Origin of the sequence: Chitinophaga cymbidii (assembly GCF_007992715.1) — a bacterium.
Lineage (GTDB): Bacteria > Bacteroidota > Bacteroidia > Chitinophagales > Chitinophagaceae > Chitinophaga > Chitinophaga cymbidii.
Genome location: NZ_BKAU01000001.1, coordinates 1,890,258 through 1,913,846, shown reverse-complemented (window position 1 = coordinate 1,913,846; position 23,589 = coordinate 1,890,258). Strand labels below are relative to the sequence as shown.

The following is a 23,589-nucleotide window of genomic DNA, read 5'->3' as shown; positions in this document are numbered from 1 at the left end:
TCATATGCTGATTATGCCAACGTAGCTTCCTTCACCGGTAAGGGACGCGGTTGAATGGATTTTACGTGTTCAGCCATATGGCGGATGTGATCCGGAGTAGTTCCGCAACAACCGCCAACAATGTTTACAAAACCCTCGCGGGCAAATTCCTCAATTATATGCGCCGTTTCATGCGGCTGTTCATCATATTCACCGAATGTATTGGGCAGTCCGGCGTTGGGATAGCAGCTGACATAGCAGCCGGCGATCTGTGAAAGCTCTTCGATGTAGGGCCTCATCTGGTTGCCGCCGAGGGCGCAGTTCAGACCGATGGAGAAGGGCTTTGCGTGCATCACTGAAATGTAGAACGCTTCCAGCGTCTGGCCGCTTAATGTTCTGCCCGAAGCATCCGTGATGGTGCCGGAGATCATGACCGGCAATTCCGGTTTGCCGGACTCGCGGAAATATTTTTTAATGGCGAAGATGGCGCCTTTTGCATTCAGTGTATCAAAGATGGTTTCTATCAGCAGTATGTCCGCGCCTGCTTCCGACAAGGCTTTTACCTGTTCGTAGTAAGCGTTCACCACTTCATCGAAAGTAACGGAACGGAAACCGGGGTTGTTCACGTCCGGGGAAATGGAGAGGGTTTTGTTGAGCGGGCCGATGGCGCCGGCCACGAAGCGGGGTTTGTCCGGATTGCGGCGGGTGTAATCATCTGCAGCGCGCCGGGCGATGGTCACGGAGGCGGTGTTCATTTCAGCGGCAAGGTCCTGCATGTCGTAGTCCGCCTGCGCGATCACGGTGCTGCTGAAGGTATTGGTCTCGATGATGTCCGCACCTGCTTCCAGGTATTCGCGGTGGATCGCTTCAATGATCTGCGGCTGGGTGATGGAGAGCAAATCGGAATTGCCTTTCACATCCGTGTGATAGTCTTTAAAACGTTCTCCCCTGTAATCGGATTCCTGGAGTTTGTAGCGCTGGATCATGGTGCCCATTGCACCGTCAATTATAAGGATGCGCTCGCTGGCGCACTGTTGCAAAGATTTCATGGCTATAACGTTTATTAGTTACGGTTAAAAATCAAACCCGCAGGCCGAACAATAAACAAATCTACCTGCTGGCGTTTGCAAAGATAGAAAAGTCCCCGCTAATAACCGTATAACGCATTTTTTCCCGGTGCTTCCAACTTTTTTCAAATCTCAATCCGTTGATATTCAATACAAATAAATTTATTCATAAAAAAATATCAAAAGAATTTTGGTTAGTCCACAAAGTCTACTAAATTTGTAGAGTATTAGAAAGGAATTAAAATCAGAACCAACCATTAACTTTTTCAGATCATGCTTTCAGAAACGTTACAACAACGTCGAGTTTACCAGCAGCGGGCTTTTTCCTACCACCACCGTTCTGCTGCCGGTTGTTCTTACATGTGTTGCTGATATTTTATGCAGCGATGGTACAGTAATTATAAACCGGTAAATCTATCAGTATGACTATTAAAAATGAATTAAGGGCGTTGAGCCGTGACCTGGCGAAGTTAGGGTTGCGGGAGGTGTATGTGGAGAATTCACTGGCGGACGATTCGTTCAGGGTGGTGTATGTGAACAAGCAGGTGAAGCAGCAGGCTGCGGTACCTGGTAAAAAGAAAAAAGATACTTCCTCATAGCTGTAGTTGACATAATGCAACAATTGCGTATTCATAACGTGGAATAGTTACCAGAGACAGGTGTTTTCGAACACCTGTATTTTTTTATGCCTGTTTGCCGGTGCTGGGTAAGGCTGATGGAATGCCCCTTTCATACCTGTTTGCCGGCACTGGGTAAGGCTGGCGAATGCCTTTCATGCCTGTTTGCTGGCATAACCAAGACTGCAAATGCTCACTTCCACATTCCCGGCAGACATTACGGCCCTGGCGCAGGCTTCCAGCGTTGCGCCGGTTGTCAACACATCATCTACCAGCAATACATGTCCCTGCGCGGGTTCTTTCAAGGCAAAAGCGGCGGATACGTTTTCCCATCTTTCGGTCCTTGACTTGCGGGTTTGTGTGGAGGAATTGGGAATGCGTTCGAGGCCGTCGGCGGTGTGGCATTCCAGTACGCCCGCGATGCCCGCCGCCAGCAGGGCTGCCTGGTTGTAGCCTCGGTGCCGTTGTTTGACGGCATGCAATGGAACGGGAATGACGGTGGATATTTTTTGCCACCAGCCGCTTTGCCGCAGTTGCAGGCCGAGCTGCCGGCCGAGATACAATGCAATGTCTTTTCTCCCGTGATATTTGAACTGGTGCACCAGCTGCTGAAGGCTGCCCTGCCGCGCGAAATAATAGCCGGCAGTGGCATGTTGCAGCGCGATGCGTCCGTAGAATATTTTTTCTACCGGGTTTCCTGCCGTAAGCTGGAAGCCGGTGGCGGGGAGGCGGTGCGCGCAGCCGGCGCATAATATCTCTTCCGTGCGGGACAGGTCGAGGCCACACGCTTCGCAGGTGTGGGGGTATAACAGGTGCAACAATGGTTTCAGCATAAGGTGTTTGCTTTAAAACAGAAGCCGGTATACCTCTTCTACTCTTCCGAGAGGCACCACTTCAATATTGAATTTACTGAAATCGAGTCCTTTTTTATGGTATTTGGATATGAAAATTTTCTCAAAGCCGAGTTTCTCCGCTTCGGCGATGCGCTGCTCTATGCGGTTGACGGCGCGCACTTCGCCGCTGAGGCCCACTTCGCCCGCAAAGCAGTATTTGTGCGGGATGCCGGCATCTTCGTAAGAGGATAACAATGCGCAAAGTACGGCCAGGTCGATAGAAGGATCTTCCACCCGCAGGCCCCCCGCGATGTTGAGAAAAACATCCTTCACACCGAAGTGGAAGCCGCCGCGTTTTTCCAGCACGGCCAGCAGCAGTTGCAGCCGCCGGAGATCGAAGCCGGTGGCGGTGCGTTGCGGCGTGCCGTACACGGACTGGGTAACGAGCGCCTGCACTTCCACGAGCATCGGCCGCAGACCTTCAATGGTAGCGGCAATGGCAACGCCGCTCAGCATGTCTTCCCGCTGGGAGATGAGTATTTCGGAGGGGTTGCTGACCTGCCGGAGCCCCTGCCCCGTCATCTCGTAAATGCCCAGCTCGGAGGTGGAGCCGAAGCGGTTCTTGATGGTGCGCAGAATGCGGTAGGCATAATGCTGGTCGCCTTCGAACTGCAGCACAGTGTCCACCATATGTTCCAGTATTTTCGGTCCGGCTATCACGCCGTCTTTCGTTATATGGCCGATGAGAAAAACAGGGGTATTGGTTTCTTTGGCGAAACGCTGCATTTCGGCGGTGGTTTCCCGTATCTGCGATACGCTGCCGGGCGCGGATTCTATCAGCGGCGATTGCAGTGTTTGAATCGAATCGATGATCACCAGCTGCGGTTCCAGCTTTTTAATTTCCTGGAAGATGACCTGTGTGGATGTTTCCGTGAGCAGGTAAAACTGATCGTTGCGGATGCGCAGGCGGTCCGCCCGCATTTTGATCTGCTGTTCGCTTTCTTCCCCGCTGATGTAAAGGGTTTTGATGTTGCTTAATGAAAGCGCGTTCTGCAGGAACAGGGTAGACTTCCCGATGCCGGGCTCACCGCCCACGAGCACCAGCGAACCCGCTACAATGCCGCCTCCCAGCACCCTGTTCAGCTCCGCGTCAGGCGTAAGCCATCTTTTTTCTTCAATGCCTTCCACCGCTTCGAGGTTCACTACTTTCGGCGCGCGCGCGTTGCCGGCCGTTTCCGTTTTCCATTCCTGTTGCCGCAAGGGTATTTCCTTCTGAACCTTTTCTTCTACAAATGTGTTCCATTGATTACAGGAAGGACATTTACCCGTCCACTTCGCTGATTCATATCCGCAATTCTGACAAAAAAATGCCGTTCTGATTTTACTCATGCAGCAAAGTAAAATAATAAAGCAACGCGCTCATCGATATATTTTGTGTTGATGGAAGGAAGTAAAAACGGTAGCAGAAAATGCATAAATGAGAAAAGAGCCAACGGAAGATTCCGCTGACTCTTTCTACTTACTAACCCATTAAATTCAGGACTAAATTACTAAATGGGATGAGAATAAAAAAGTTTATTTGAAGGATGTTAATAACTTTTAAAGTGTTAATTCCTTTGGCAGTCCATCGGCTGTAACCCCCTATTGTAGCCTGTTTCGCCTCCAAGTAATTTTCCGCAAACTTTCGTAAATTATTGATAGAGAGGGGCGGTAACACAAGCATTCATATATTAATATATCGATATATTATAATAATAAATAAACATATAAAATCATCATGTATAGGGTGTGGAAAAGTGCTTCTTGCGCCAAACTGTCAGTGTTAATTTTTTGCTGCTGTCAAAATACTCCTGTAACCGGGTGGTTTCCTGTAAAAATTGTTAAATCTGCTCGCTGGTAAGGGTTTTGATAGAGGATAAGGGTAATTTTACAAGGACTCAATTTTCGAGAACAACTATGACACCTGGAATAATGATCGTTTCGCTGATCTTCGTGGGGATCAGCATGCTGGTAAGCTTCCGTTTGCGGAGCAAATTCAAGAAATACAGCGAGGTACCTACCTCCGCGGGGCTGACCGGCCGGGAGGTAGCGGAGAAGATGCTGCGTGACAACGGTATACATGATGTAAAAGTAGTATCTGTTGAAGGGCATCTCAGCGACCACTATAACCCCGCGACCAAAACGGTGAACCTGAGCCCGGAGGTATATCATAATAACAGCGTGGCGGCGGCGGCCGTGGCGGCCCATGAATGCGGGCACGCCGTGCAGCATGCTACCGCCTATACCTGGCTGACCCTTCGCTCAAAGCTGGTGCCGGTGGTGCAGGTCAGCTCCAGCCTGGTGCAATGGGTGCTGCTGGCGGGTATTCTGCTCGTCCAGGTGTTCCCGCAGCTGCTGCTGGGCGGTATCATCCTGTTCGCGGTGACCACCCTTTTCTCGGTGATCACGCTGCCGGTGGAGTTTGACGCCTCCAACCGGGCCCTGAAGTGGCTGGACAATGCGGGCATCACCTATCAGAAAGAGCACGAGCAGGCCAAAGATGCGCTGTGGTGGGCGGCCATGACCTATGTGGTGGCGGCCGTATCCTCCATCGTGATCCTGTTCCAGTACTTAATGATATATCTCGGCGCGCGGGACCGGAACAATTAAAAATTATTGATATCTGAAAGGCGGGCTGCACTCCGGCCCGCCTTTTTTATGCCTGCGGGCAGCGGATTACGTCCGTTCCTCCCCCGAAAACACCAGTAAAAACAGGCCCTGCATAACCTGTTGATAATTCTTTGTCAAATTTTTTATTGAAAATCAATTCATTATAAAAGGTGGTCGGAAAAAATAACCCAAAAACGCTGGTTATTCTGTTTTTCCATCTTAGCTTTGCCGTCCCAAATAGGGCGAGATTAAATTTTATTCTATTAAGCAATGGATACTTTAAGTTTCAAAACAAAATCTGCCAATGACGCTTATGTTAAGCGCGACTGGTACATTGTAGATGCTACCAATCAGACAGTGGGCAGAATGAGCGCCAGGATCGCAGCGATCCTGAGAGGCAAGAACAAGCCTTACTACACTCCTCACACGGATTGTGGCGACAATATCATCGTGATCAATGCTGACAAGGTGGTTTTCACTGGCAACAAGCTGAACGATAAGGAATACCAGACCTATTCCGGCTACCCCGGTGGCCAGAAAGCCGAAACAGCGAAAGACCTGCTCCGCCGCCGTCCGGAAGTGGTGATTGAAAGGGCTGTGAAAGGTATGCTGCCGAAGAACCGTCTGGGCCGCGCCATGTATAAAAAACTCTTTGTTTACGCCGGTGCTGAACATCCGCACGCTGCTCAGAAACCGCAGACTTTAACTTTCTAATTACACCTGAATAATGGAAAAACAAAAAAATACTATCGGTCGTCGTAAGGAAGCAGTTGCCCGCGTATACGTGAGCAAAGGTACCGGCACCATCCTGGTGAACGACAAGGACTATAAAACATATTTCTCCCTGATCTACCTGCAGAACCAGGTAGAAGCACCTTTCAAAACCATTGACGCGCTGGATAAATTCGATGTAAAAGTGAATGCACAGGGTGGTGGTATCAAAGGTCAGGCTGAAGCAGTAAGACTGGGTATTGCGCGCGCACTGTGCGAGATCAATCCCGAGTTCCGCCCTGCGCTGAAAGCTGCCGGCCTGCTGAAACGTGATCCGAGAGCAGTTGAACGTAAGAAACCAGGTAAAGCTAAAGCCAGAAGAAGCTTCCAGTTCTCTAAACGTTAATGTTTGCATTCAATTCCTGAACATCAATTCGACTTTAACAACATGGAAAATAATACTTCATTACAGCAGCAGTTACTGGAAGCCGGCGTACACTTCGGTCACCTGAAGAAAAAGTGGAATCCCAAGATGCTGCCTTATATTTTCGCAGAAAAGAAAGGTATTCATATCATTGACCTGAACAAAACTGTTGAAGGTCTGCAGGAGACAGCGGCAGCGCTGAAATCCATCGCAAAAAGCGGCAAGAAGATCATGTTCGTTGCTACCAAAAAGCAGGCGAAAGAGATCGTTGCCGAAGCTGCGAAACGTGTTAACATGCCCTACGTAACCGAAAGGTGGTTAGGTGGTATGCTGACCAACTTTGCTACCATCCGCAAGAGCGTAAAGAAAATGCAGAGCATTGAAAAGATGCTGACGGACGGTACTTTCGACAACATCACCAAGAAAGAGCGTCTGACGCTTTCCCGTGATAAGGACAAAATGGAAAAAGTGCTCGGCGGTATCGCACAGCTGGCACGTGTTCCGGCTGCCCTGTTCATCGTAGACATCAGCCATGAGCACATTGCCCTGGCGGAAGCTAAACGCCTCGGTGTTTCTACATTCGGTATGGTGGATACCAACTCCGATCCTACCAAAGTTGACTTCGCGATCCCCGCGAACGACGACGCTACCAAATCCATCGCGATCATCGTAAGCTATATCGCTGCGGCTATTGCAGAAGGTCTGGCAGAAAGAGCGGTTGAAAAGACCGACGAGGTAGAGGAAGAAGAAACTGACAACAAACTGCGCAAATTCGAGCTGGAAGGCGGCGAAGAGCGTGGTGAAAGAGGCCGCAGGCCCGGCCCCGGTGGCAGAACCGGCGGTCCCGGTGGTAACCGTGGCGGTGGAGCAGGCAACCGCGGTGGCGGTGGCGGCAGAAGCGGTGGCGGCAATCGCCCCGGTGGTAACCGTCCTGGTGGCAACCGCCCCGGCGGTGGTGGCGGATTCCGTCCCTCCGGTGCAGGCAGACCTGGTCCTTCCAGATAATCAGCACAATACATAAAGGATAATGTGAATCGTGAATGATACTGTCGTTCACGATTCACATTATAAATATTCCCCGAAAGGGGCTCTCTCAATAACAATAACTCTAAACTGAATTATATACCATGGCAACAATTACAGCCGCTGATGTAAACAAACTGCGTCAGCAAACCGGAGCTGGTATGATGGATTGCAGGAAGGCGCTGGTGGAAACCGACGGTGACTTTGAAAAGGCAGTTGATTACCTCCGTAAAAAAGGACAAAAGGTAGCCGCACTGCGTTCCGACCGTGAAACCAAAGAAGGCGTGGTGATCGCAAAGACCACTGCAGACGGTAAAGCAGGCGTGATCGTGCTGCTGAGCTGCGAAACCGACTTCGTGGCCAAGAATGAAGATTTCGTGAAATTCGCACAGTCTATTGCTGACCTTGCACTGGCCAACAACGTGCAGTCTGCCGAAGAACTGAACGCCGCCCCGCTGGATGGCGCTACAGTGGCAGACAAAGTGAACGACCAGGTTGCCAAGATCGGTGAAAAGATCACCCTGAGCAAATTTGAAAGGATCGAAGCCGCCGCTGTAACCGCTTACATCCACGGTAACTATCGTATGGGCGTACTGGTTGGTTTCAGCAAGCCTGTTTCCGATGAAGCGGGTAAAGACATCGCCATGCAGATCGCAGCCATGAACCCGATCGCTGTAGATGCGGAAGGCGTTCCTGCCGAGCTGATCGCGCGCGAAAAAGAGATCGCCGTTGAACAGATCAAGGCGGAAGGCAAACCGGCTGAAATGGCCGAGAAGATCGCTGCCGGCAAGATCAACAAGTTCTACAAAGAAAGCACCCTGCTGCAGCAAGCCTTCGTAAAAGACGGCAACAAGTCCGTAGCAGACCACCTGAAGTCACTGGACGCCGAACTGAAGGTAACTTCCTTCAAGCGCGTGGCTTTGGGATAGTCTTACCAGATAATTCAAAAGGAGAGAATGTAAAAATTCTCTCCTTTTTTTTGCATATACACTTCCGGGGAATATTTTTGAGGAGGATTTGTATATTTAGTACCGGAAGGCTGCACCGGAATACCCCAACGGTACATCCGGCTGAAGAATGTTCGGGAGAAAAGAGGAATTAGAACTTACAATAATCATAGCTGACATGTTGCCAAAGTACAAACGAATTCTGCTCAAGCTGAGTGGTGAATCTCTGATGGGAGATAGTAATTATGGAATTGACCCGAAAGTAATAGCCCAGTATGCGCACGATATCAAGGCGGTAACCGACCTTGGCGTGCAGGTGGCGATCGTGATCGGCGGAGGAAATATTTACCGCGGGATGAATGAAGCGGAAACGGGTATTGAGCGGGCGCAGGGGGATTATATGGGCATGCTGGCCACCGTTATCAACGGTATGGCCATGCAAAGCGGCCTGGAAAGGGCCGGGATGTACACCCGCCTGCAATCGGCGATCAAGATGGAACAAATAGCGGAACCTTACATCCGCCGCCGCGCCATCCGCCACCTGGAAAAAGGCCGCGTGGTGATCTTTGGCGCCGGTACGGGTAACCCCTACTTCACCACGGATACCGCTGCTTCACTACGGGCAATCGAGATCCAGGCGGACGTGATCCTGAAAGGCACACGGGTAGACGGCATTTACACCGCAGATCCGGAGAAAGACCCGAATGCCACCAAATACGAATCCATTACCTTCTCTGAAGTTTATCAAAAATCACTGAACGTAATGGATATGACGGCCTTTACGCTTTGCCAGGAAAACAAGCTGCCGATCATTGTATTTGACATGAACAAAACGGGAAACCTCCTCCATGTGATCATGGGACAGAATGTAGGTACCCTGGTAAAAGGATAACCGCTTTTCAGCATACAACATTAAAGGCCGGGATGCTTGACATTCCCGGCCTTTTCTATGGCTTCACTTCCTGGCGGGGATGCATTGCGTTGATCACCGGCATACGGGAAGCTCCTCACAGCCGCCCGTGCTGTTCCATTCACGATCTTACATCCCCGCACAGGATAAGCCAGGAGAAGATTCTCCCGGCATTTCATCCATCCATAAAGACGTTATATACCCAGGATGGATAATGTTACCCCAATTTCCAGGCGATCAAGGTGGAAAGTATTGATGATAGTGCGTCATGATCCTGTGCGGATCTTCCCCGGAATGATAAAATGCCGCCGAAGAATACGGGTACGGGCTTCCGGGCGGGCAGATCCCGCTGGTGAACGGCGCTTCATGCATCTGGGTCAGTTTCTCCGCTGCAGTGCTCCTGTCCGGCACATCAACGGTGAATGAAGCTGGCTCCCAGAACTGAAACTGCCGGTCATGCCGGTGGCACTTGTATTGGTCCAGCTCCTTCGAGCGGTTATCCCGCAGCCGGTGCTTGATCTGCTGGGCCGTGAATTTCAGGAGCATCTGGCGGACGTTCCGCGCTTTCCAGTCCGGCTGCTTCTCCCAAAGCAGGTGAACCTCGTCTTCCAGGATCACAAAACCGTATAGCCATATACGTTTGTTCAGCGCCATAAAGGCCAGGCTGTTCAGCAAGATCTGCTTATGGTGGTCGTCACGGAACAGCAGCGTCCCATGGCGGCAACAGGCCGAAAAGTGTTCCATGTTTTTTCAGATGAAGGATATCATGCTATCCCTGTTCAACGGTGGTCAGGTGCAGGCGGTGACAGATAAAGTCAAAAGTGCTGCTGATGGCGGGTGGCCTCCCGCTTTAATGGCCGGCGCAGATGCGCCCGTATGCAATGAATACAACCCCTTGATATGAAGAATGCTAATTCCCACGCTATCACGCATCCATGCAGCCCGCCGGCGGGTTAACCACCCAACATCAGCAAGCCTTTTGACAATTGTGATCGTTCATATGACCGGAATCTTTTCCCCAGGCGTCCATTATGAGCATATACCATCCGCAGGCATCTACCCAAAGGCCGCCCCTGCCCGTCCCATCATGAATGACAGGCAGACCCATAATTAATACTTCTCCGAAGGGTGAGGAAAAGAGATAATAGCAGAGCATCAAATCCCGGTCATAAAATATTTATTCCCGCCGGCCACCGGATAATTTGCTGTTCTCCGCATCCTTATCCACAGATGCCTTACGTGAAAAAAAAGATGATGATAACTGCATCAAAATCCTGCTTAAACCTTTCCGCGGTTCATGATCAGGAGGAACGCCGCCCAGGAAAATACTTTGCGAAAGACGGCCATTTAAAACAGAGATTGTTTTGGCTTTGCTCATAAAAAAGATGCTGGTTTCGGGTTAAACAAATAATTATAACAGGTGCAATTTAATGAGCAGGATCGATATAAAAGCCGTTCATTTTATTCATTTAAATCGCGGGTGTTAACACCCGCAGTTAAAGCATGTACTCGAAAGTCGTGAAGTTCTTCCCGTCGCTCCGCACCGTAATCACCCCTCCCATCCGCTCCACGAAATCCTTGCAGATGATCAGCGCAATACCCGCACCACGACCGGTTTCACGGGCATAGCGACCCACGATCTTGTAGTCAAAAACATAAGGAATGTCCACCGCCGAAATCCCACCGCCTTCGTTTGTAACGGAAACGAATAAACGCTCTTTTTCATGATATCCTTCTATCATGATCCGGCTGCCGCGGGGAGAAAATTTAACCGCATTATGCAGCAGGTTCCGGTTCACGAATTGCAGCATTTCCTTGTCCGCATGCACCACCAGGTCCGCCGGAATATTCAGCGCAAGCTCCAGCTTTTTATCCCTGATATCCTCCGCCAGCGGCTCCTGCACTTCCATCCACAGGTCCAGCAGCAGGTACGGCTTCGGCACATATTCAAAGCCCGCCAGCTGCGATTTCACCCACCGCAATACGTTCTCGAACAGGTGAAGCGTTTCGGTTGCCATGGACGCGATGCTGGAAGAGATCTCGCGCATCTCTTCGTTCCGGATGTCTTCCCGCGCAAAAAGCTGCGAAGCGTTGATGATATGCCCGAGCGGCAACCGGAAGTCATGCGCCAGAATGCTCAGCAGCTTGTTCTTGAAATCATCATGATGTTTCAGGTTTTTGTTCTGCTCGTTGACGCTCCTGTTCAGCTCTGCATGCCGCTTCGCGCTGCGGCGGGTGGAACGGAGCAGCAGGTAGTTGACAACCACCAGTCCCGCGAGCAGCAAGCCGCCCACAACAAAGAAAGCGACAAGCATGTTCCGGTTGCGGGATTCCAGCGATTCCCGTATCAGGTTCTGTTGCTGCAGCGCGCTGCTGAGGCGCTGTGCCTTCCGTTCCTGCTCCTGCAGAAACTCTTCCATATAATCTTCGCCGCCCTGCCTGCGCATATCTTCCTGGTGTTCCACGATCTCGCAAAGCACATCCGCATACGGAGCAGCAGCGGCGGCGCTCTGCTTCCTGTAGTATTTATAAAGCCACGCCGCCGGCCGGATGAGCAGCTGCTTGTACCCGCCTTCCATAGCGGCCTCCATCATCTTCCGGCGGTACAGCAATGTATCCGGCAGATGGTAATAGGACGCATACAGATCGAGCTGCGCGTAAGCATACACCGAGAGGTACACAAACCCATCTTCCTCCGCGCCGGAAGCCAGCCTGAGCAAATCCTGCATCGCGGGCTTCAGCTCTCCTTTACGGAGCCGTTCGTTCGCAAGAAAGAACCCGGTATAGGTGAGCAATCGTTTGTCGTGATACCTGCCCGCTATCTCCCGCGCCTTGCCGAGCGCCCACTGTATGGAATCCAGCCGTGTGCTGTCGGATTCAAACACCATATAATAATTGGCCAGCATGGGCGCCCAGGCGGAATCATGCAGGAGGCGGCTGCCGATGCCCATCGCATCGTTCATATAAGGCAGCGCCAGGTCGTTACGCTGCTGGAAATGATAGTACATGCCAATGCTGTACAGGGCTTTGCAGATACCGGCGGAGTCGCCGAGCAGCTGGTAGCGTTGCAGACCTTCCCGGTAAAAGCGGTAGGCCAGCTTGTTATTATGCTGGAACGTGAAGCAGGCGCCAAGGTTCATATTGGCGTCCGCGATGCCTTTGTGATAGCGCAGCCTGAGCGAGAGCGCATGGCCGGCCCGTGCATACCGGAAGCTGCTGTCGAGCTGCTGTGGAAGATACAGCAGGGAAAGCTGGTTGAGAGCGTCTGCATACTGAAGGCTGTCCGTCCCCTGCGCGGGCAGCGTTTCTTTCAATTGCCGGATCACCTGCTTCTGTGCAAAGAGGGTATAAGGCATGCAGAACAACAAGCAGAAGAGGAGGATCTTTCCCATATCTATATACAAGTATGCAAGGCTAAGTAAATGTTAATGCTGGTGCTGTAGGCTCCCGGGGCGCAAGGTATGCCGAAATTGCGTTGTTTGGTATTGAAAGGCCGGGAAACCCATCATGTAACTCAATATCATGGCTATTTCTGAAATATTTTGTTAATTATTTGTAAATGGATGATTTTGGATGGAATGAACATGACGATGACAACCCTTTGAAAATGAACAAAATGAACAGCGTTTTTACACTATTGGTATCTTAAATTCGCTCCGTCATAGAAATGATCATGGTTCCCCACGCCAGGCGCCTCAAACACCTGGTTCGTTTTCCTGAAAAGAAAATACCGGTCCCCATGTCCTAAATCTGTTTTTAACCAAAATCCTATCATATGGAAAGCTTGCAAGCACACAACTATGGTTGCCAGGAACTGGACGCAACCAATGCAAAAGACGTTAACGGCGGATTTCTCGCCTTCAGCATCACCAATGTAGACGGCAAGATCACCGTTGGTGCCCAGCTGGACACTAACGCGCTCACCTCCGGCCTGCCCGGCACTGGCGGTGGCGGATCTTTACCCGGCCTTGGCGGTCTGGGAGATTTACTGGCTCCGGTAACCAACCTGCTGAACGGCCTCCTCGGCGGCTTAGGCGGTGGTCTGCTGCGCCTGTAATCATTTTATCAACGTGGCGCCTCCGGGCGCCACATTCCTTTACCGAATTACACCTGAAGGTTGTCTCTGAACGGGACAACCTTTATTTTTGTTATAAACTCATACTCCCATGCGAATCGTCACCTATAACGTGAATGGCCTCCGCTCCGCCATGACAAAAGGATTCTGCGACTGGCTCAAAACCGATCCCGCGGATATCATCTGCCTGCAGGAAGTGAAAGCACACCGCGAAAACGTGGACTACCTGCAGTTCGAAAAGCTTGGATACCAGGACTTCTGGTACCCCGCACAAAAGAAAGGTTACAGCGGCGTGGCCATCCTTTCCAAAGTAAAACCAGACCACGTTCAATACGGCAACGGCTACATGCAAAGCGATGCCGAAGGAAGGGTGCTCCGGGCCGATTACGGGGACATCACCCTCATCAACGCCTATTTCCCCTCCGGCACCACCGGGGAAGAAAGACAGACCTATAAATACCAGTGGCTCGACGAATTTTACGGATACCTCGATCAGCTCCGGAAAGAACGCCCCAACCTCGTGGTCGTAGGGGATTATAATATTGCGCATAAACCGATCGACATACACAACCCGGTAAGCAATAAAGATTCTTCCGGATTCCTGCCGGAAGAAAGGGCGTGGATGACCAAGCTGTTCGAAAACGGCTTCGTGGATACCTTCCGGCACTTCCACCCCGAGCCGGACCAATACAGCTGGTGGAGCTTCCGCGCCAACGCACGGAACAATAACAAAGGCTGGCGCATCGATTATATCAATGTAACCGCCCCCCTGCAAAACCGCCTCGCGGACGCAAGCATCTGGCAGCACGTGAAACATTCGGACCACTGCCCCGTTTATCTCCAACTGAAATCATAAGAATGCTCATCTATAATGTAACCATCAAAGTATCGCCGGCGATCCATGAAAGCTGGCTGGAATGGATGAAAAAAGAACATATCCCCGAGATCATGGCCACCGGCCTTTTCCATGACTACCGCATCTGCAGGCTGCTGGACCAGGACGATTCCGAAGGGCCCACCTACGCCGTGCAGTACTTCACCGATACGCTGGAAAACTATCATACGTACCTGCAGGAACACGCAAGCCTCCTGCGGCAGAAGAGTTTCGACGCTTTCGGAGATCAGTTCGTAGCCTTCAGAACCGTGATGCAGGTGGTGTAGACGGGCAAACTTATCCACAGGAAATTCACTATTTTCAAGGGCTCCGGGCTTTGGTACAATAGTTGAAGAATAACGGCGTTTTATAGCAAGAGTCATTAAAACTCAATGCAGTAAAGGGATTGGGATGCCGGTGATTGATTTTTAGTTTAGCAGGAGAAAAGGCCCAATCTGCTCTAACCGTTACCTGTAGGGTTTTTCAGCGTGTAAAAATTTATTTTAAAAATTTGGCAATCTCATAAAACGCTTTATATTTGCTCACATCAAACATTTTCTCACTAGTTAAATCTTAACTAACTATGAACAAAGCCGAATTGATCGACAAACTCGCCAAAGATGCTGGCGTTACTAAAACACAAGCTAACGATGCTTTGGATTCTTTCACTAAAGCTGTTGCTGATACCCTGAAAAAAGGTGGTAAAGTAACTTTGGTTGGTTTCGGTACTTTCTCTGTTTCCAAACGTGCTGCACGTAACGGTAGAAACCCCCAGACTGGCCAGATCATCAAGATCAAAGCTAAGAAAGTTGCTAAATTCAAAGCTGGTAAAGCACTGTCTGACAAGCTCTAGGAGTTGGAGACCCAACTTATTTAAGCAAGGAACATTTTTGTTTCTTGCTTTTTTTATTTTTGCAGAACATTATCATTCATCATTAATAACTTAAATCATGGGTAGAGGAGATATCAAAACCAAAAAAGGCAAGATCTCTAACGGGTCTTTCGGCAAAAGCCGTCCTGCCAAGACCAAGAAAACTGCTGCGCCTAAGGCTGAAAAGAAAGCCTAGCAGATAAAAAAATCCCGGGTACCTGTAAACAAGTATCCGGGATTTAATATTTAAGGTCCGGGCACCCCGCTTCAACATCACGGCGCCAGCCGCTCCATCTTCCAGCTGTTATCTTTCTGCAACACATACCGCAACCGGTCATGCAGCCTGCTGCTGCGGCCCTGCCAGAACTCCACCAATTCCGGCTTCACCACATATCCGCCCCAGTGCTCCGGGCGCTGCGGACCGTTTTCAGCATACGCCTTTTCCAGCTCCTGCACCTTTTCTTCCAGCACCTGCCGGCCCGGTATCACCTGGCTCTGCGGCGAGGCGATCGCCCCTATCCGGCTGCCCAGCGGCCTCGACTGAAAATATTCATCACTCACCGCCGCGCTTGCCTTACTAACGGTGCCCTCTATACGTACCTGCCGTTCCAGCTCCTTCCAGAAGAATAACAGCGTAACCCGCGGGTTCTCCGCCAGCTCATGCCCCTTGCGGCTCTCGTAATTCGTAAAGAAAAGAAACCCTTCCTCGTTAAAGCTCTTCAGCAACACGATCCTCGCAGACGGCCGTCCGTCCGCCGTACTGGTAGCCAGTGTCATCGCGTTAGGCTCTTCCAGCTCACTGTCTATCACCTCCTGCCACCAGCGCTCAAATTGCGGCAAAGGGCCTGCCGCCGCATGCTGCTCATCCAGCGTCGCCCTTTTGTAATCCTGCCGCAGCGCCGCTATCTTTTGATTGATCATGGAACAAATATTTGTTCAAAATTAACACATATCTATCCACAGATGCTGACCAGTATTTGTATAAATGGTAATTTACATCAGTTTTAATACCGGATCTCATGAGAACATACGCCTGTTTATTAGCCTCCCTGCTGTGTTTCGCAGCCTGCCAGCAACCCGCGAAGCAACCTTCCGCCTCGCAGGACACCACGGCCACTGCCACGCCGCTCACGCAGCGCACGGCTTTCTACACGCAGCTGAAAGGCATGCTGGCCGGCCAACCTGTCACCATGCAGCTCATCCGCTACGGCAACGCGCAATATGAAGGCTGGTATTATTACGATAAAACAGGCGATCCCATCCCTTTATATTATCAGCAGGATTCATCCGGCCAGATCACGCTGGTGGAAAATTCCGATCCGGATGAAAATCAGTTCTTCACCGGAAAGCTCACGGACGACGGCCATTTCAAGGGCATCTGGAAAGGCAGCCGCCAGTTTGAATTCGATTTTCAGGAAGATAAAAAAGATGCGGTGCTGTTTGACGTATTCAGTTTTTCCGACTCCGCCAACCTGTTTTACAATGACCCGCGATCTCCCATGGCCCTGGCTTCCGCCGGTATCGTATGGCCCGTGGGCGGCGCCGATGAAGCAGCGCTCGCCGTGGTCCGGCAATTCATCGGGCAGGGGCTTAACAACCCCGACAGCATCGTAAAAGCGCCGGTGGACAGCTTCCTGCTGCAATACAAACAGAACCGGGACGAAGTAGATACCAACGAGCTGAAATCCGGCATGGGCGCTTCCTGGAACTGGAACGCCGAAACCCGCACCCGCATCGTCTGGAACCAGTACCCGCTCCTGGTGCTGGAATCCGCCAGCTATGAATTTACCGGCGGCGCGCACGGCAACTACGGCAGCATCTTTTCCGTGATCGACCTCTCCCGCAAAAAAGTATTGAAGCCGGCCGACGTGTTCAAGCCCGGATACGAAAAAGCCATCGGCCAGGCACTGGAAGCATCCTTCCGCAAAAAATACAAAGTGCCCGCCGGCGAAGCGCTGAGCGACGGCTTCCTGTTCGAAAAAAACATCCGCCCGAACGATAATTTTTTTATCACCAGCAAAGGCGTTACCTTTTGCTATACTCCCTATGAGATCGCCGCCTATGTCTTCGGGCAGATCAATTTATTTGTCCCTTTCAACGACGTGAAAGACTTTGTGAATGAAGCTTACCTGCAATAACATATGAATTCAAGAGATCCGCAACAATATAATCAACGGTTCGAAGAGGTGTATAACCGGCTGAATGAACGCCAGCGGCTGGCGGTGGACAACACCGAAGGCCCCGTGATGGTGATCGCCGGTCCCGGTACGGGAAAAACCCAGATACTCGCATCCCGCATCGGCAAGATCCTGCGGGATACGGACTTCCTGCCGCACAACATTCTCTGCCTCACCTATACGGATGCCGGCACCGTGGCCATGCGCAAGCGGCTGACGGATTTCATCGGTCCGGATGCCTACCGCGTCAACATCCACACCTTTCACTCTTTTTGTAATGAAGTGATACAGGACAACCTGTCCCTCTTCGAAAAGAACGTACTGGACCCCATTTCCGACCTCGAAAAGATACAGCTGCTCAAAACGCTCATCGACGGCTTCTCCAAAGACAACCCGCTCAAGCGCTACCGCGGTGATGTGTATTTCGACATGCGCAACCTCGCCAACCTTTTCTCTACCATGAAAAGGGAAGGATGGACCGTGGCGTTCATCCGCGAAAAAGTGGAAGCATACGTGGAAAGCCTGCCGGAGCGCGAGGACTTTATCTATAAAAGAGCCAGCGGACGCTTTAAAAAAGGCGATCTGAAAGAAGACAAGCTCAACGGTGAAAAAGAAAAGATGGCGCGGCTGCTGGCCGCCGTAGAGCAGTTCGACATCTTCCAGCAGCTGATGCACAAGGCCAACCGCTATGATTTCGATGATATGATCAACTGGGTGATCCGGGCATTTGAGCAAAATCCCAACCTGCTGGCCGATTACAAGGAACGGTTCCAATATATACTGGTAGATGAATACCAGGATACCAGCGGTACCCAGAACCGGCTGATCTCGCTGCTGACAGCGGGCGAAGAAAAGCCGAACGTGTTCGTGGTGGGGGATGATGACCAGTCCATCTACCGCTTCCAGGGCGCCAATATCGAGAACATGGAGCAGTTTGCGGAAGGGTTTGAAAAAGACCTGCTCACCGTTGTGCTCACGCAAAACTACCGCTCCGTGCAGAACGTGCTGGACGTGTCCATGACGCTCATCGGCAACAACAAAGGCTCCCGGCTGGTAGACCAGTTGCCCGGCCTGAGCAAGCAGCTGGTGGCGGCTAATGGCAAGCTCAACGGGCTGGACATTCCGCCCGTCATCCGCCGGTACAACACCCCGCGCGATGAAATGGCCGCCATCACCCTGGAAGTGGAACAGCTGCTGCAAATGGGCGTGCAGCCCGGCAAGATCGCCGTCATCTACAAAGAGAACAGATACGGCGAAGAGCTGGCGCAATACTTCCGCCTGAAGCAGCTCCCCTTTTATTCCAAACGCAACATCAATCTTTTCGAACAGCCCTTCGCCCGCAAAGTGATACACATCCTGCAGTACATCGCCAATGAGCTGGAAACGCCCTACAGCGGTGACGACCTGCTGTTCGAGATCATGCACTATGACTTCTACAGGCTGCCGCCCATCGAAGCGGCGCGCATCAGCATAGAAGTGGCGGAGAAAGGGTACAGCGAGAAGACCTCCATCCGCAAATACCTGCAGGACTGGAACAAGACCCGCAACCCTACGCTCTTCTCCCTCGCCCCGCACGACGAAGCCATGCGCCTCGGCAACCTCCTTGAGAAATGGATCGGCGACGCCCACAACATTACCCTTCAGCAGCTGTTCGCCGAAATCGTCAGCGAAGGCGGCATCCTTTCCTACGTCATGGCCTCGCCGGAAAAGATCTGGCTGATGAAAATGCTGCAGGCGCTGTTCGACTTTGTGAAAGAAGAAACGCACCGCAACCCGGACCTGAACATCATCACCCTGATGGAAACCGTGTCCCTCATGGAAAGCAACAGCCTGCCCATCCCTCTGGTACAAGTAGCAGGCAATGAAAAGGGCGTGAACCTGCTCACGGCGCACGGCGCCAAAGGGCTGGAATTTGAATATGTGTTCATGGCCGGCACCAACTCCCATCTCTGGGAAAAGAAGAAACGCAGTGCCTCGGGCTTCAATTTCCCCGATACCGTTTTCTCCACACAAGCCACGTCTACCGACGAACAGGAGCTGCGCCGGCTTTTTTATGTGGCGATGACCCGCGCGGAAAAGTACCTGTTCATCAGCTACCCGGAGTTCCGGCAGGACGGCAAACCGCTGGAGCCAAGCATGTTCATCTCCGAAATACTGCAATCGCACATCCTCCCCGAACAAAAGATCGTTTTACCGGAAGAAGACCTCTTCCAGTTCGAGATACTGCAATACGGCAAGGAGTCCGCGCCGGAGATCGAGAAAGTGGACCAGCTTTTTATCGACACCCTGCTGAGCAACTTCGTCATGAACGTGACCGCGCTCAACAACTACCTCCGTTGTCCACTCGCCTTCTTCTACCAGAACCTCGTACGGGTGCCCGTAGGCCGTTCCGAAAGCACGGAATTCGGCTCCGCCGTGCACTTCGCGCTGGAAAAGCTTTTCCAGAAAATGCAGAACAACAACAACATCTTCCCGTCCAAAGAAGAGTTCATCCGCGATTTCTCCTACAGCATGCTGCGCAACCGCGAATGCTTCACAAGGGAGGCGTTTGAAAGAAGGATGGAATACGGGAAGGATATTTTAACGGCGTATTACGACAAGTACATCGATTCCTGGAATAAAGTGGTGAGCATCGAGCGGAACATCCGCAACGTGATCGTGAACGGCGTGCCCGTGAAAGGCAAGATCGACAAGCTGGAATTCAACGGGAAGGAAGTGAACGTGGTGGATTATAAAACGGGCGACTTTGAAAAAACGAAGAAAGACCTAAAGAAATTCGATCCGCCCAACGAGCGTAACCCGGATGGCGGCGACTACTGGCGGCAGGGCGTATTTTATAAAATTTTGTTAGATAATTACAAACAGAAGAACTGGCAGGTGGTTAGCACGGAATTTGATTTCATTGAGCCGAACAAACAAAAAGAATATTTCCGGGAGAAGATCACCATCACTCCGCAGGATACCACCACTGTCACCCAGCAGATCACAGACACCTGGGCGAAGATCCAGAACAAGGAATTCTATACCGGTTGCGGAAAGGATGATTGCAAATGGTGCAATTTCGTGAAGGACAACAAGCTGCAGGTGGCGCTGCATTCGCTGGTGGAAGAGGAGGAAGAAGAATAATCGGTAACAAACAGTAAGTTTGCACTTAAATTTAATTCACAGGTTAGGAAAAAATGAATCTGAATCTCCGGGGCTGGATTTGCTCACTGATCGTACTGGCTATATGCAGTTGCCTTTCCCAATGCGCGAACATCGTGCCGCCGGGCGGCGGGCCCAGGGACACCCTGCCCCCGCGCCTGATGGGCGTTGCGCCGAAGGACTCGTCGCTGAATTTTTCCAGTAAGCAGGTGGTGTTCCGGTTCAATGAGTATGTGGAGCTGGACAATGTGATCGAAAAGCTCATCGTTTCCCCCACCCTCAAACGTACACCCACCATCACGGCCAAGCTGCGCACCATCACCATAGAGATCAAAGACTCCCTGCAGCCCAATACCACGTATACCTTCAACTTCGGCGATGCCGTGAAGGACGTGAACGAGCGCAACCCGATAGAAGATTTCCAGTACGTAGTGTCCACCGGCACCTACCTGGATTCCCTGCAGCTCACCGGCAAGCTGATCACCGCGGAAACCGGCCTGCCGGACAGCAACGTGGCCGTGATGCTGTATGCCAACCTGGAAGATTCCGCCGTGTCCAAAGAGAAACCGCTCTACGTGGCAAAGACCAAGGGTAGCGGCATCTATCGTTTCAAAAACCTGAAACCCGGCACCTACCGCATTTTCGCCCTCAAGGAAGAAGACCGGGATTTTCAATACACACAGCCCACGGAGCTGATCGCGTATTCCGACAGCCTCGTACATCTCACTGAAAATCTCAGCGACATAAACCTGGCGCTCTTCAAGGAAAGAGATACCGTGCTGTACCCCGAAGAACCGCCAGAGCCCGTGGAAGAAGAGCCCCGCTCCGCCGCCAACAAAAAGCCCGCGCGGAAGCCAAAGCTGCAGGCCAGCGCCGTGCTCAGCAGCGGCAAGCAGGAACTGGGCGATTCCCTCGTGCTGCAGTTCAACCTGCCTTTGAGCACGATCGACTCCTCGCGGATACTGCTGCAGGAAGACACCACCTTCAAACCGGTGACCTTTGCTTTCCACCGGGCGGATACCACCGCGAAAAATTTCAAGCTGGCGTACGACTGGAAGCCCTCCAAGCCTTACCGGCTCATTCTGCCGGAAGGGTTTGCCACAGACACCTCCGGCCAGGCGGCCAAAGCCGATACCATTGACTTTGCGGCAAAAGGGCTGGACGATTACGGGATCGTGAAGGTGAAGCTCACCATCGGGGACAGCGCCCGCAGGGTGTTGCCGGCGGACACCGGCTACCAGTTCGTGGTGCAGATGGTATCCAACAAAGAGATCAAATACTCCGGCGTGATCCGCAACGGCGCCTGGGAACGCGGACTGGTCCAGCCCGGCGAATACGAGATCCGCGTGCTCGTTGACACCGACGGCAACGGCATCTGGGACACCGGCGCCTACTACCGCAAGCCCCGCAGACAGCCGGAAATAGTATTCCCCATCCGGGACGTGATCAACATCAAAAAGAACTGGACGGTACCCGTTAACGTGAATCTATAGTTATCTGTAACTTTGTGACATGATCTTTTCCTCCGCATTGATAGAAAATGCCGTTAATGAATTTGCCAGGCTGCCGGGTGTGGGCAAGAAAACAGCGTTAAGACTGGTGCTGCACCTGCTCAAGCAGGATACGGCACAGGTGGAGCTGTTCTCCGAAACGGTAGCGCGCATGCGCAGGCAGATCAAATTCTGCAAACATTGCCACAACGTGTCTGACGATGAAACCTGCAGCATCTGCGCCAATCCCGCGCGGCATACGAACGTGGTGTGCGTGGTGGAAAGCATCCGCGATGTGATCGCCATCGAGAACACCCAGCAGTTCAACGGCGTGTACCATGTGCTCGGCGGCATCATCTCCCCGATAGACGGCATCGGTCCCGAGCAGCTGAACATCCACAGCCTCGTGGAAAGAGTGCAGCAGCAGGGCGTGGAAGAAGTCATCATGGCCCTCAGCCCCACCATCGAAGGCGATACCACCATCTACTATCTTTCCAAAAAGCTGAAGGAATGGCCGGTGAAGATCACCACCATCGCCCGGGGCATCGCATTCGGCGGTGAGCTGGAATATGCGGACGAAATGACGCTGGCCCGCTCCCTGACCAACCGCCTGCCGCTGGAAAATTACCTGCAGCAGGGATCACGGTAGAATAACATGGATTTTACAGCAAGGTTGTTTAACTTTATGATATACAATGTAAATCATCCGTGCCATGTTCAAATTAATACTACTCTCCGCGTTCTTTTCATTCGCCTTCGGCAATGTCTACGATTTTAAGGTGGAATCGCTGGAAGGTGGTAAGATAGACTTCTCTAAATTCAAAGGCAAAAAGATACTGATCGTCAACACCGCGTCTATGTGCGGGAACACGCCGCAATACGCAGCGTTGGAGAAGCTGTACAAGAAATACAAAAATAAGCTGGTGATCGTCGGTTTTCCGGCGAACAACTTCGGTGGGCAGGAACCTGGCTCCAACCAGGAGATCAAAGCCTTCTGTACAAAGGAATACGCCGTTACTTTCCCGATGGCGGCCAAGATTTCCGTGAAGGGGGACGATATTCACCCTTTGTACAAATGGCTGCAGGAAGAAAGCCGGGAAAAACAGTTTGATCCGGAAGAGGTGACCTGGAACTTCCAGAAATACCTGCTGGATGAAAAAGGCGAGCTGATAGCCGTTTTCAAGCCCCGGACGCAACCGGATTCGCCGGAAATAATTGCCGCGATCGAAAAATAACCATACATGACCAAACGCCTACTGTACTTATCCGTAGCCTTCGGCTGCGTGATCCTGTTTTTTGCCACTTGCTCGAAATCCGATGATCCTTCGCTGCAAAACTGCGAAAATTCAATGGCGAATATCCATGTCAACAACCAGTTCTATCCCCTGAAAATACTCAGCTCCACCCTCCTCCGGCCCGCCGGCAGCATGGGCCGGTTCAAGCTGCTCAGTGTGGAAGCATATATAGATACGGTCAAAGTAGTGATCAACGTAGCGGATGTTTCCGCCTTCAGTAACGACCAGCTGCGCATGGATTCCATTGGCGTACGCCTGTACACCTATTCCCGGAAGGCCGGCAGCGATACCACCGGGCGCGTACTGATCGGCGTACGGCGCGGGCAGGAATACCGGTATCATACAACGGACTCCGCGTCCGTCAACATCACAGCCGTAGACATTGAAAGGCGTACCGTGTCGGGGAACTATTACCTCCGCACCGTTGAACCGGTAGTGACCGCCACCGGCAATTTCTCGGAAGTCTGTTTTCTCTCCATACAATAAGCCGCTGCGTTATCCTC

The 23,589-nt window shown here is 51.7% G+C and carries 25 protein-coding genes; 18 read left to right on the top strand and 7 right to left on the bottom strand.

Annotated elements, in window-relative coordinates; translation table 11 throughout:
* Positions 1–11: 11 nt before the first annotated feature.
* A complete protein-coding gene (locus tag CCY01nite_RS26615) occupies positions 12–1,028 on the bottom strand; it encodes a homocysteine S-methyltransferase family protein (protein ID WP_186830959.1) in 1,017 nt (338 codons plus the stop codon).
* Between the two features lie 440 nt (positions 1,029–1,468).
* On the opposite strand from CCY01nite_RS26615, the gene CCY01nite_RS26610 reads away from it, so the two are divergent.
* The gene (locus CCY01nite_RS26610; protein ID WP_186830958.1) at positions 1,469–1,645 is read left to right on the top strand and encodes a hypothetical protein; all 177 of its coding nucleotides are present in this window, start codon (positions 1,469–1,471) and stop codon (positions 1,643–1,645) included.
* A gap of 173 nt (positions 1,646–1,818) precedes the next feature.
* Here CCY01nite_RS26610 and CCY01nite_RS07805 read toward each other — a convergent pair whose 3' ends face one another.
* Both CCY01nite_RS07805 and radA read right to left on the bottom strand, forming a co-directional pair.
* Positions 1,819–2,496: a ComF family protein gene (locus CCY01nite_RS07805; RefSeq protein WP_146859402.1), complete on the bottom strand. Its 678-nt coding sequence runs from the start codon at positions 2,494–2,496 to the stop codon at positions 1,819–1,821.
* A 12-nt stretch (positions 2,497–2,508) separates the two neighbouring features.
* Positions 2,509–3,885: a DNA repair protein RadA gene (gene radA, locus CCY01nite_RS07800; protein WP_146859399.1), complete on the bottom strand. Its 1,377-nt coding sequence runs from the start codon at positions 3,883–3,885 to the stop codon at positions 2,509–2,511.
* A gap of 567 nt (positions 3,886–4,452) precedes the next feature.
* On the opposite strand from radA, the gene CCY01nite_RS07795 reads away from it, so the two are divergent.
* The 6 genes from CCY01nite_RS07795 to pyrH all read left to right on the top strand — a co-directional run bounded on the left by CCY01nite_RS07795 (position 4,453) and on the right by pyrH (position 9,142).
* A complete protein-coding gene (locus tag CCY01nite_RS07795) occupies positions 4,453–5,145 on the top strand; it encodes a zinc metallopeptidase (protein ID WP_222614326.1) in 693 nt (230 codons plus the stop codon).
* A gap of 270 nt (positions 5,146–5,415) precedes the next feature.
* Positions 5,416–5,859, top strand: a complete 444-nt coding sequence (gene rplM, locus CCY01nite_RS07790) for a 50S ribosomal protein L13 (RefSeq protein ID WP_146859397.1) — start codon at positions 5,416–5,418, stop codon at positions 5,857–5,859.
* Positions 5,860–5,872: 13 nt separating this feature from the next.
* Positions 5,873–6,262 (top strand): 30S ribosomal protein S9, encoded by a 390-nt coding sequence (gene rpsI, locus CCY01nite_RS07785; protein WP_119077863.1) that lies wholly within the window; start codon positions 5,873–5,875, stop codon positions 6,260–6,262.
* A 42-nt stretch (positions 6,263–6,304) separates the two neighbouring features.
* On the top strand, positions 6,305–7,285 hold the full coding sequence (rpsB, locus tag CCY01nite_RS07780; protein ID WP_146859395.1) for a 30S ribosomal protein S2: 981 nt from the start codon (positions 6,305–6,307) through the stop codon (positions 7,283–7,285).
* 122 nt (positions 7,286–7,407) lie between these two features.
* Complete coding sequence (tsf, locus tag CCY01nite_RS07775) at positions 7,408–8,232, top strand: translation elongation factor Ts (RefSeq protein WP_146859393.1); 825 nt, start codon at positions 7,408–7,410, stop codon at positions 8,230–8,232.
* A gap of 196 nt (positions 8,233–8,428) precedes the next feature.
* On the top strand, positions 8,429–9,142 hold the full coding sequence (gene pyrH / locus CCY01nite_RS07770; protein ID WP_146859391.1) for a UMP kinase: 714 nt from the start codon (positions 8,429–8,431) through the stop codon (positions 9,140–9,142).
* A 255-nt stretch (positions 9,143–9,397) separates the two neighbouring features.
* Here the strand turns inward: pyrH and CCY01nite_RS07765 are convergent, their stop codons facing one another.
* The 3 genes from CCY01nite_RS07765 to CCY01nite_RS07755 form a co-directional block, all read right to left on the bottom strand.
* A complete protein-coding gene (locus CCY01nite_RS07765) occupies positions 9,398–9,904 on the bottom strand; it encodes a hypothetical protein (protein WP_146859389.1) in 507 nt (168 codons plus the stop codon).
* 433 nt (positions 9,905–10,337) lie between these two features.
* Positions 10,338–10,538: a hypothetical protein gene (locus CCY01nite_RS07760; protein ID WP_146859387.1), complete on the bottom strand. Its 201-nt coding sequence runs from the start codon at positions 10,536–10,538 to the stop codon at positions 10,338–10,340.
* A 118-nt stretch (positions 10,539–10,656) separates the two neighbouring features.
* The gene (locus CCY01nite_RS07755) at positions 10,657–12,552 is read right to left on the bottom strand and encodes a sensor histidine kinase (protein WP_146859385.1); all 1,896 of its coding nucleotides are present in this window, start codon (positions 12,550–12,552) and stop codon (positions 10,657–10,659) included.
* Positions 12,553–12,935: 383 nt separating this feature from the next.
* Here CCY01nite_RS07755 and CCY01nite_RS07750 point away from each other — a divergent pair, with 383 nt between their 5' ends.
* From CCY01nite_RS07750 to CCY01nite_RS27095, 5 genes are all read left to right on the top strand, one after another.
* Positions 12,936–13,217, top strand: coding sequence for a hypothetical protein (locus CCY01nite_RS07750; protein ID WP_146859383.1), 282 nt, complete (start codon positions 12,936–12,938; stop codon positions 13,215–13,217).
* Positions 13,218–13,326: 109 nt separating this feature from the next.
* The gene (locus CCY01nite_RS07745; protein ID WP_146859381.1) at positions 13,327–14,091 is read left to right on the top strand and encodes an exodeoxyribonuclease III; all 765 of its coding nucleotides are present in this window, start codon (positions 13,327–13,329) and stop codon (positions 14,089–14,091) included.
* Between the two features lie 2 nt (positions 14,092–14,093).
* Positions 14,094–14,396: a DUF4286 family protein gene (locus CCY01nite_RS07740; RefSeq protein ID WP_146859379.1), complete on the top strand. Its 303-nt coding sequence runs from the start codon at positions 14,094–14,096 to the stop codon at positions 14,394–14,396.
* A gap of 296 nt (positions 14,397–14,692) precedes the next feature.
* Entirely contained in the window at positions 14,693–14,962 is a 270-nt protein-coding gene (locus CCY01nite_RS07735; protein WP_074241463.1) for an HU family DNA-binding protein, read from the top strand.
* Positions 14,963–15,059: 97 nt separating this feature from the next.
* Entirely contained in the window at positions 15,060–15,176 is a 117-nt protein-coding gene (locus CCY01nite_RS27095) for a 30S ribosomal protein THX (RefSeq protein ID WP_120517705.1), read from the top strand.
* A gap of 77 nt (positions 15,177–15,253) precedes the next feature.
* Here CCY01nite_RS27095 and pdxH read toward each other — a convergent pair whose 3' ends face one another.
* Positions 15,254–15,901, bottom strand: a complete 648-nt coding sequence (gene pdxH, locus CCY01nite_RS07725; protein ID WP_146859377.1) for a pyridoxamine 5'-phosphate oxidase — start codon at positions 15,899–15,901, stop codon at positions 15,254–15,256.
* Between the two features lie 98 nt (positions 15,902–15,999).
* Between pdxH and CCY01nite_RS07720 the strand changes: the two genes are divergently transcribed.
* From CCY01nite_RS07720 to CCY01nite_RS07695, 6 genes are all read left to right on the top strand, one after another.
* Positions 16,000–17,118: a DUF3298 and DUF4163 domain-containing protein gene (locus CCY01nite_RS07720; protein ID WP_146859375.1), complete on the top strand. Its 1,119-nt coding sequence runs from the start codon at positions 16,000–16,002 to the stop codon at positions 17,116–17,118.
* A 3-nt stretch (positions 17,119–17,121) separates the two neighbouring features.
* A complete protein-coding gene (locus tag CCY01nite_RS07715; protein WP_146859373.1) occupies positions 17,122–20,283 on the top strand; it encodes an ATP-dependent helicase in 3,162 nt (1,053 codons plus the stop codon).
* Between the two features lie 53 nt (positions 20,284–20,336).
* Complete coding sequence (locus CCY01nite_RS07710; protein ID WP_146859371.1) at positions 20,337–21,794, top strand: Ig-like domain-containing protein; 1,458 nt, start codon at positions 20,337–20,339, stop codon at positions 21,792–21,794.
* A gap of 19 nt (positions 21,795–21,813) precedes the next feature.
* On the top strand, positions 21,814–22,440 hold the full coding sequence (gene recR / locus CCY01nite_RS07705) for a recombination mediator RecR (protein ID WP_146859370.1): 627 nt from the start codon (positions 21,814–21,816) through the stop codon (positions 22,438–22,440).
* Between the two features lie 64 nt (positions 22,441–22,504).
* Entirely contained in the window at positions 22,505–23,026 is a 522-nt protein-coding gene (locus tag CCY01nite_RS07700) for a glutathione peroxidase (protein WP_146859368.1), read from the top strand.
* 6 nt (positions 23,027–23,032) lie between these two features.
* Positions 23,033–23,572 (top strand): hypothetical protein, encoded by a 540-nt coding sequence (locus CCY01nite_RS07695; protein ID WP_146859366.1) that lies wholly within the window; start codon positions 23,033–23,035, stop codon positions 23,570–23,572.
* Positions 23,573–23,589: the final 17 nt, after the last annotated feature.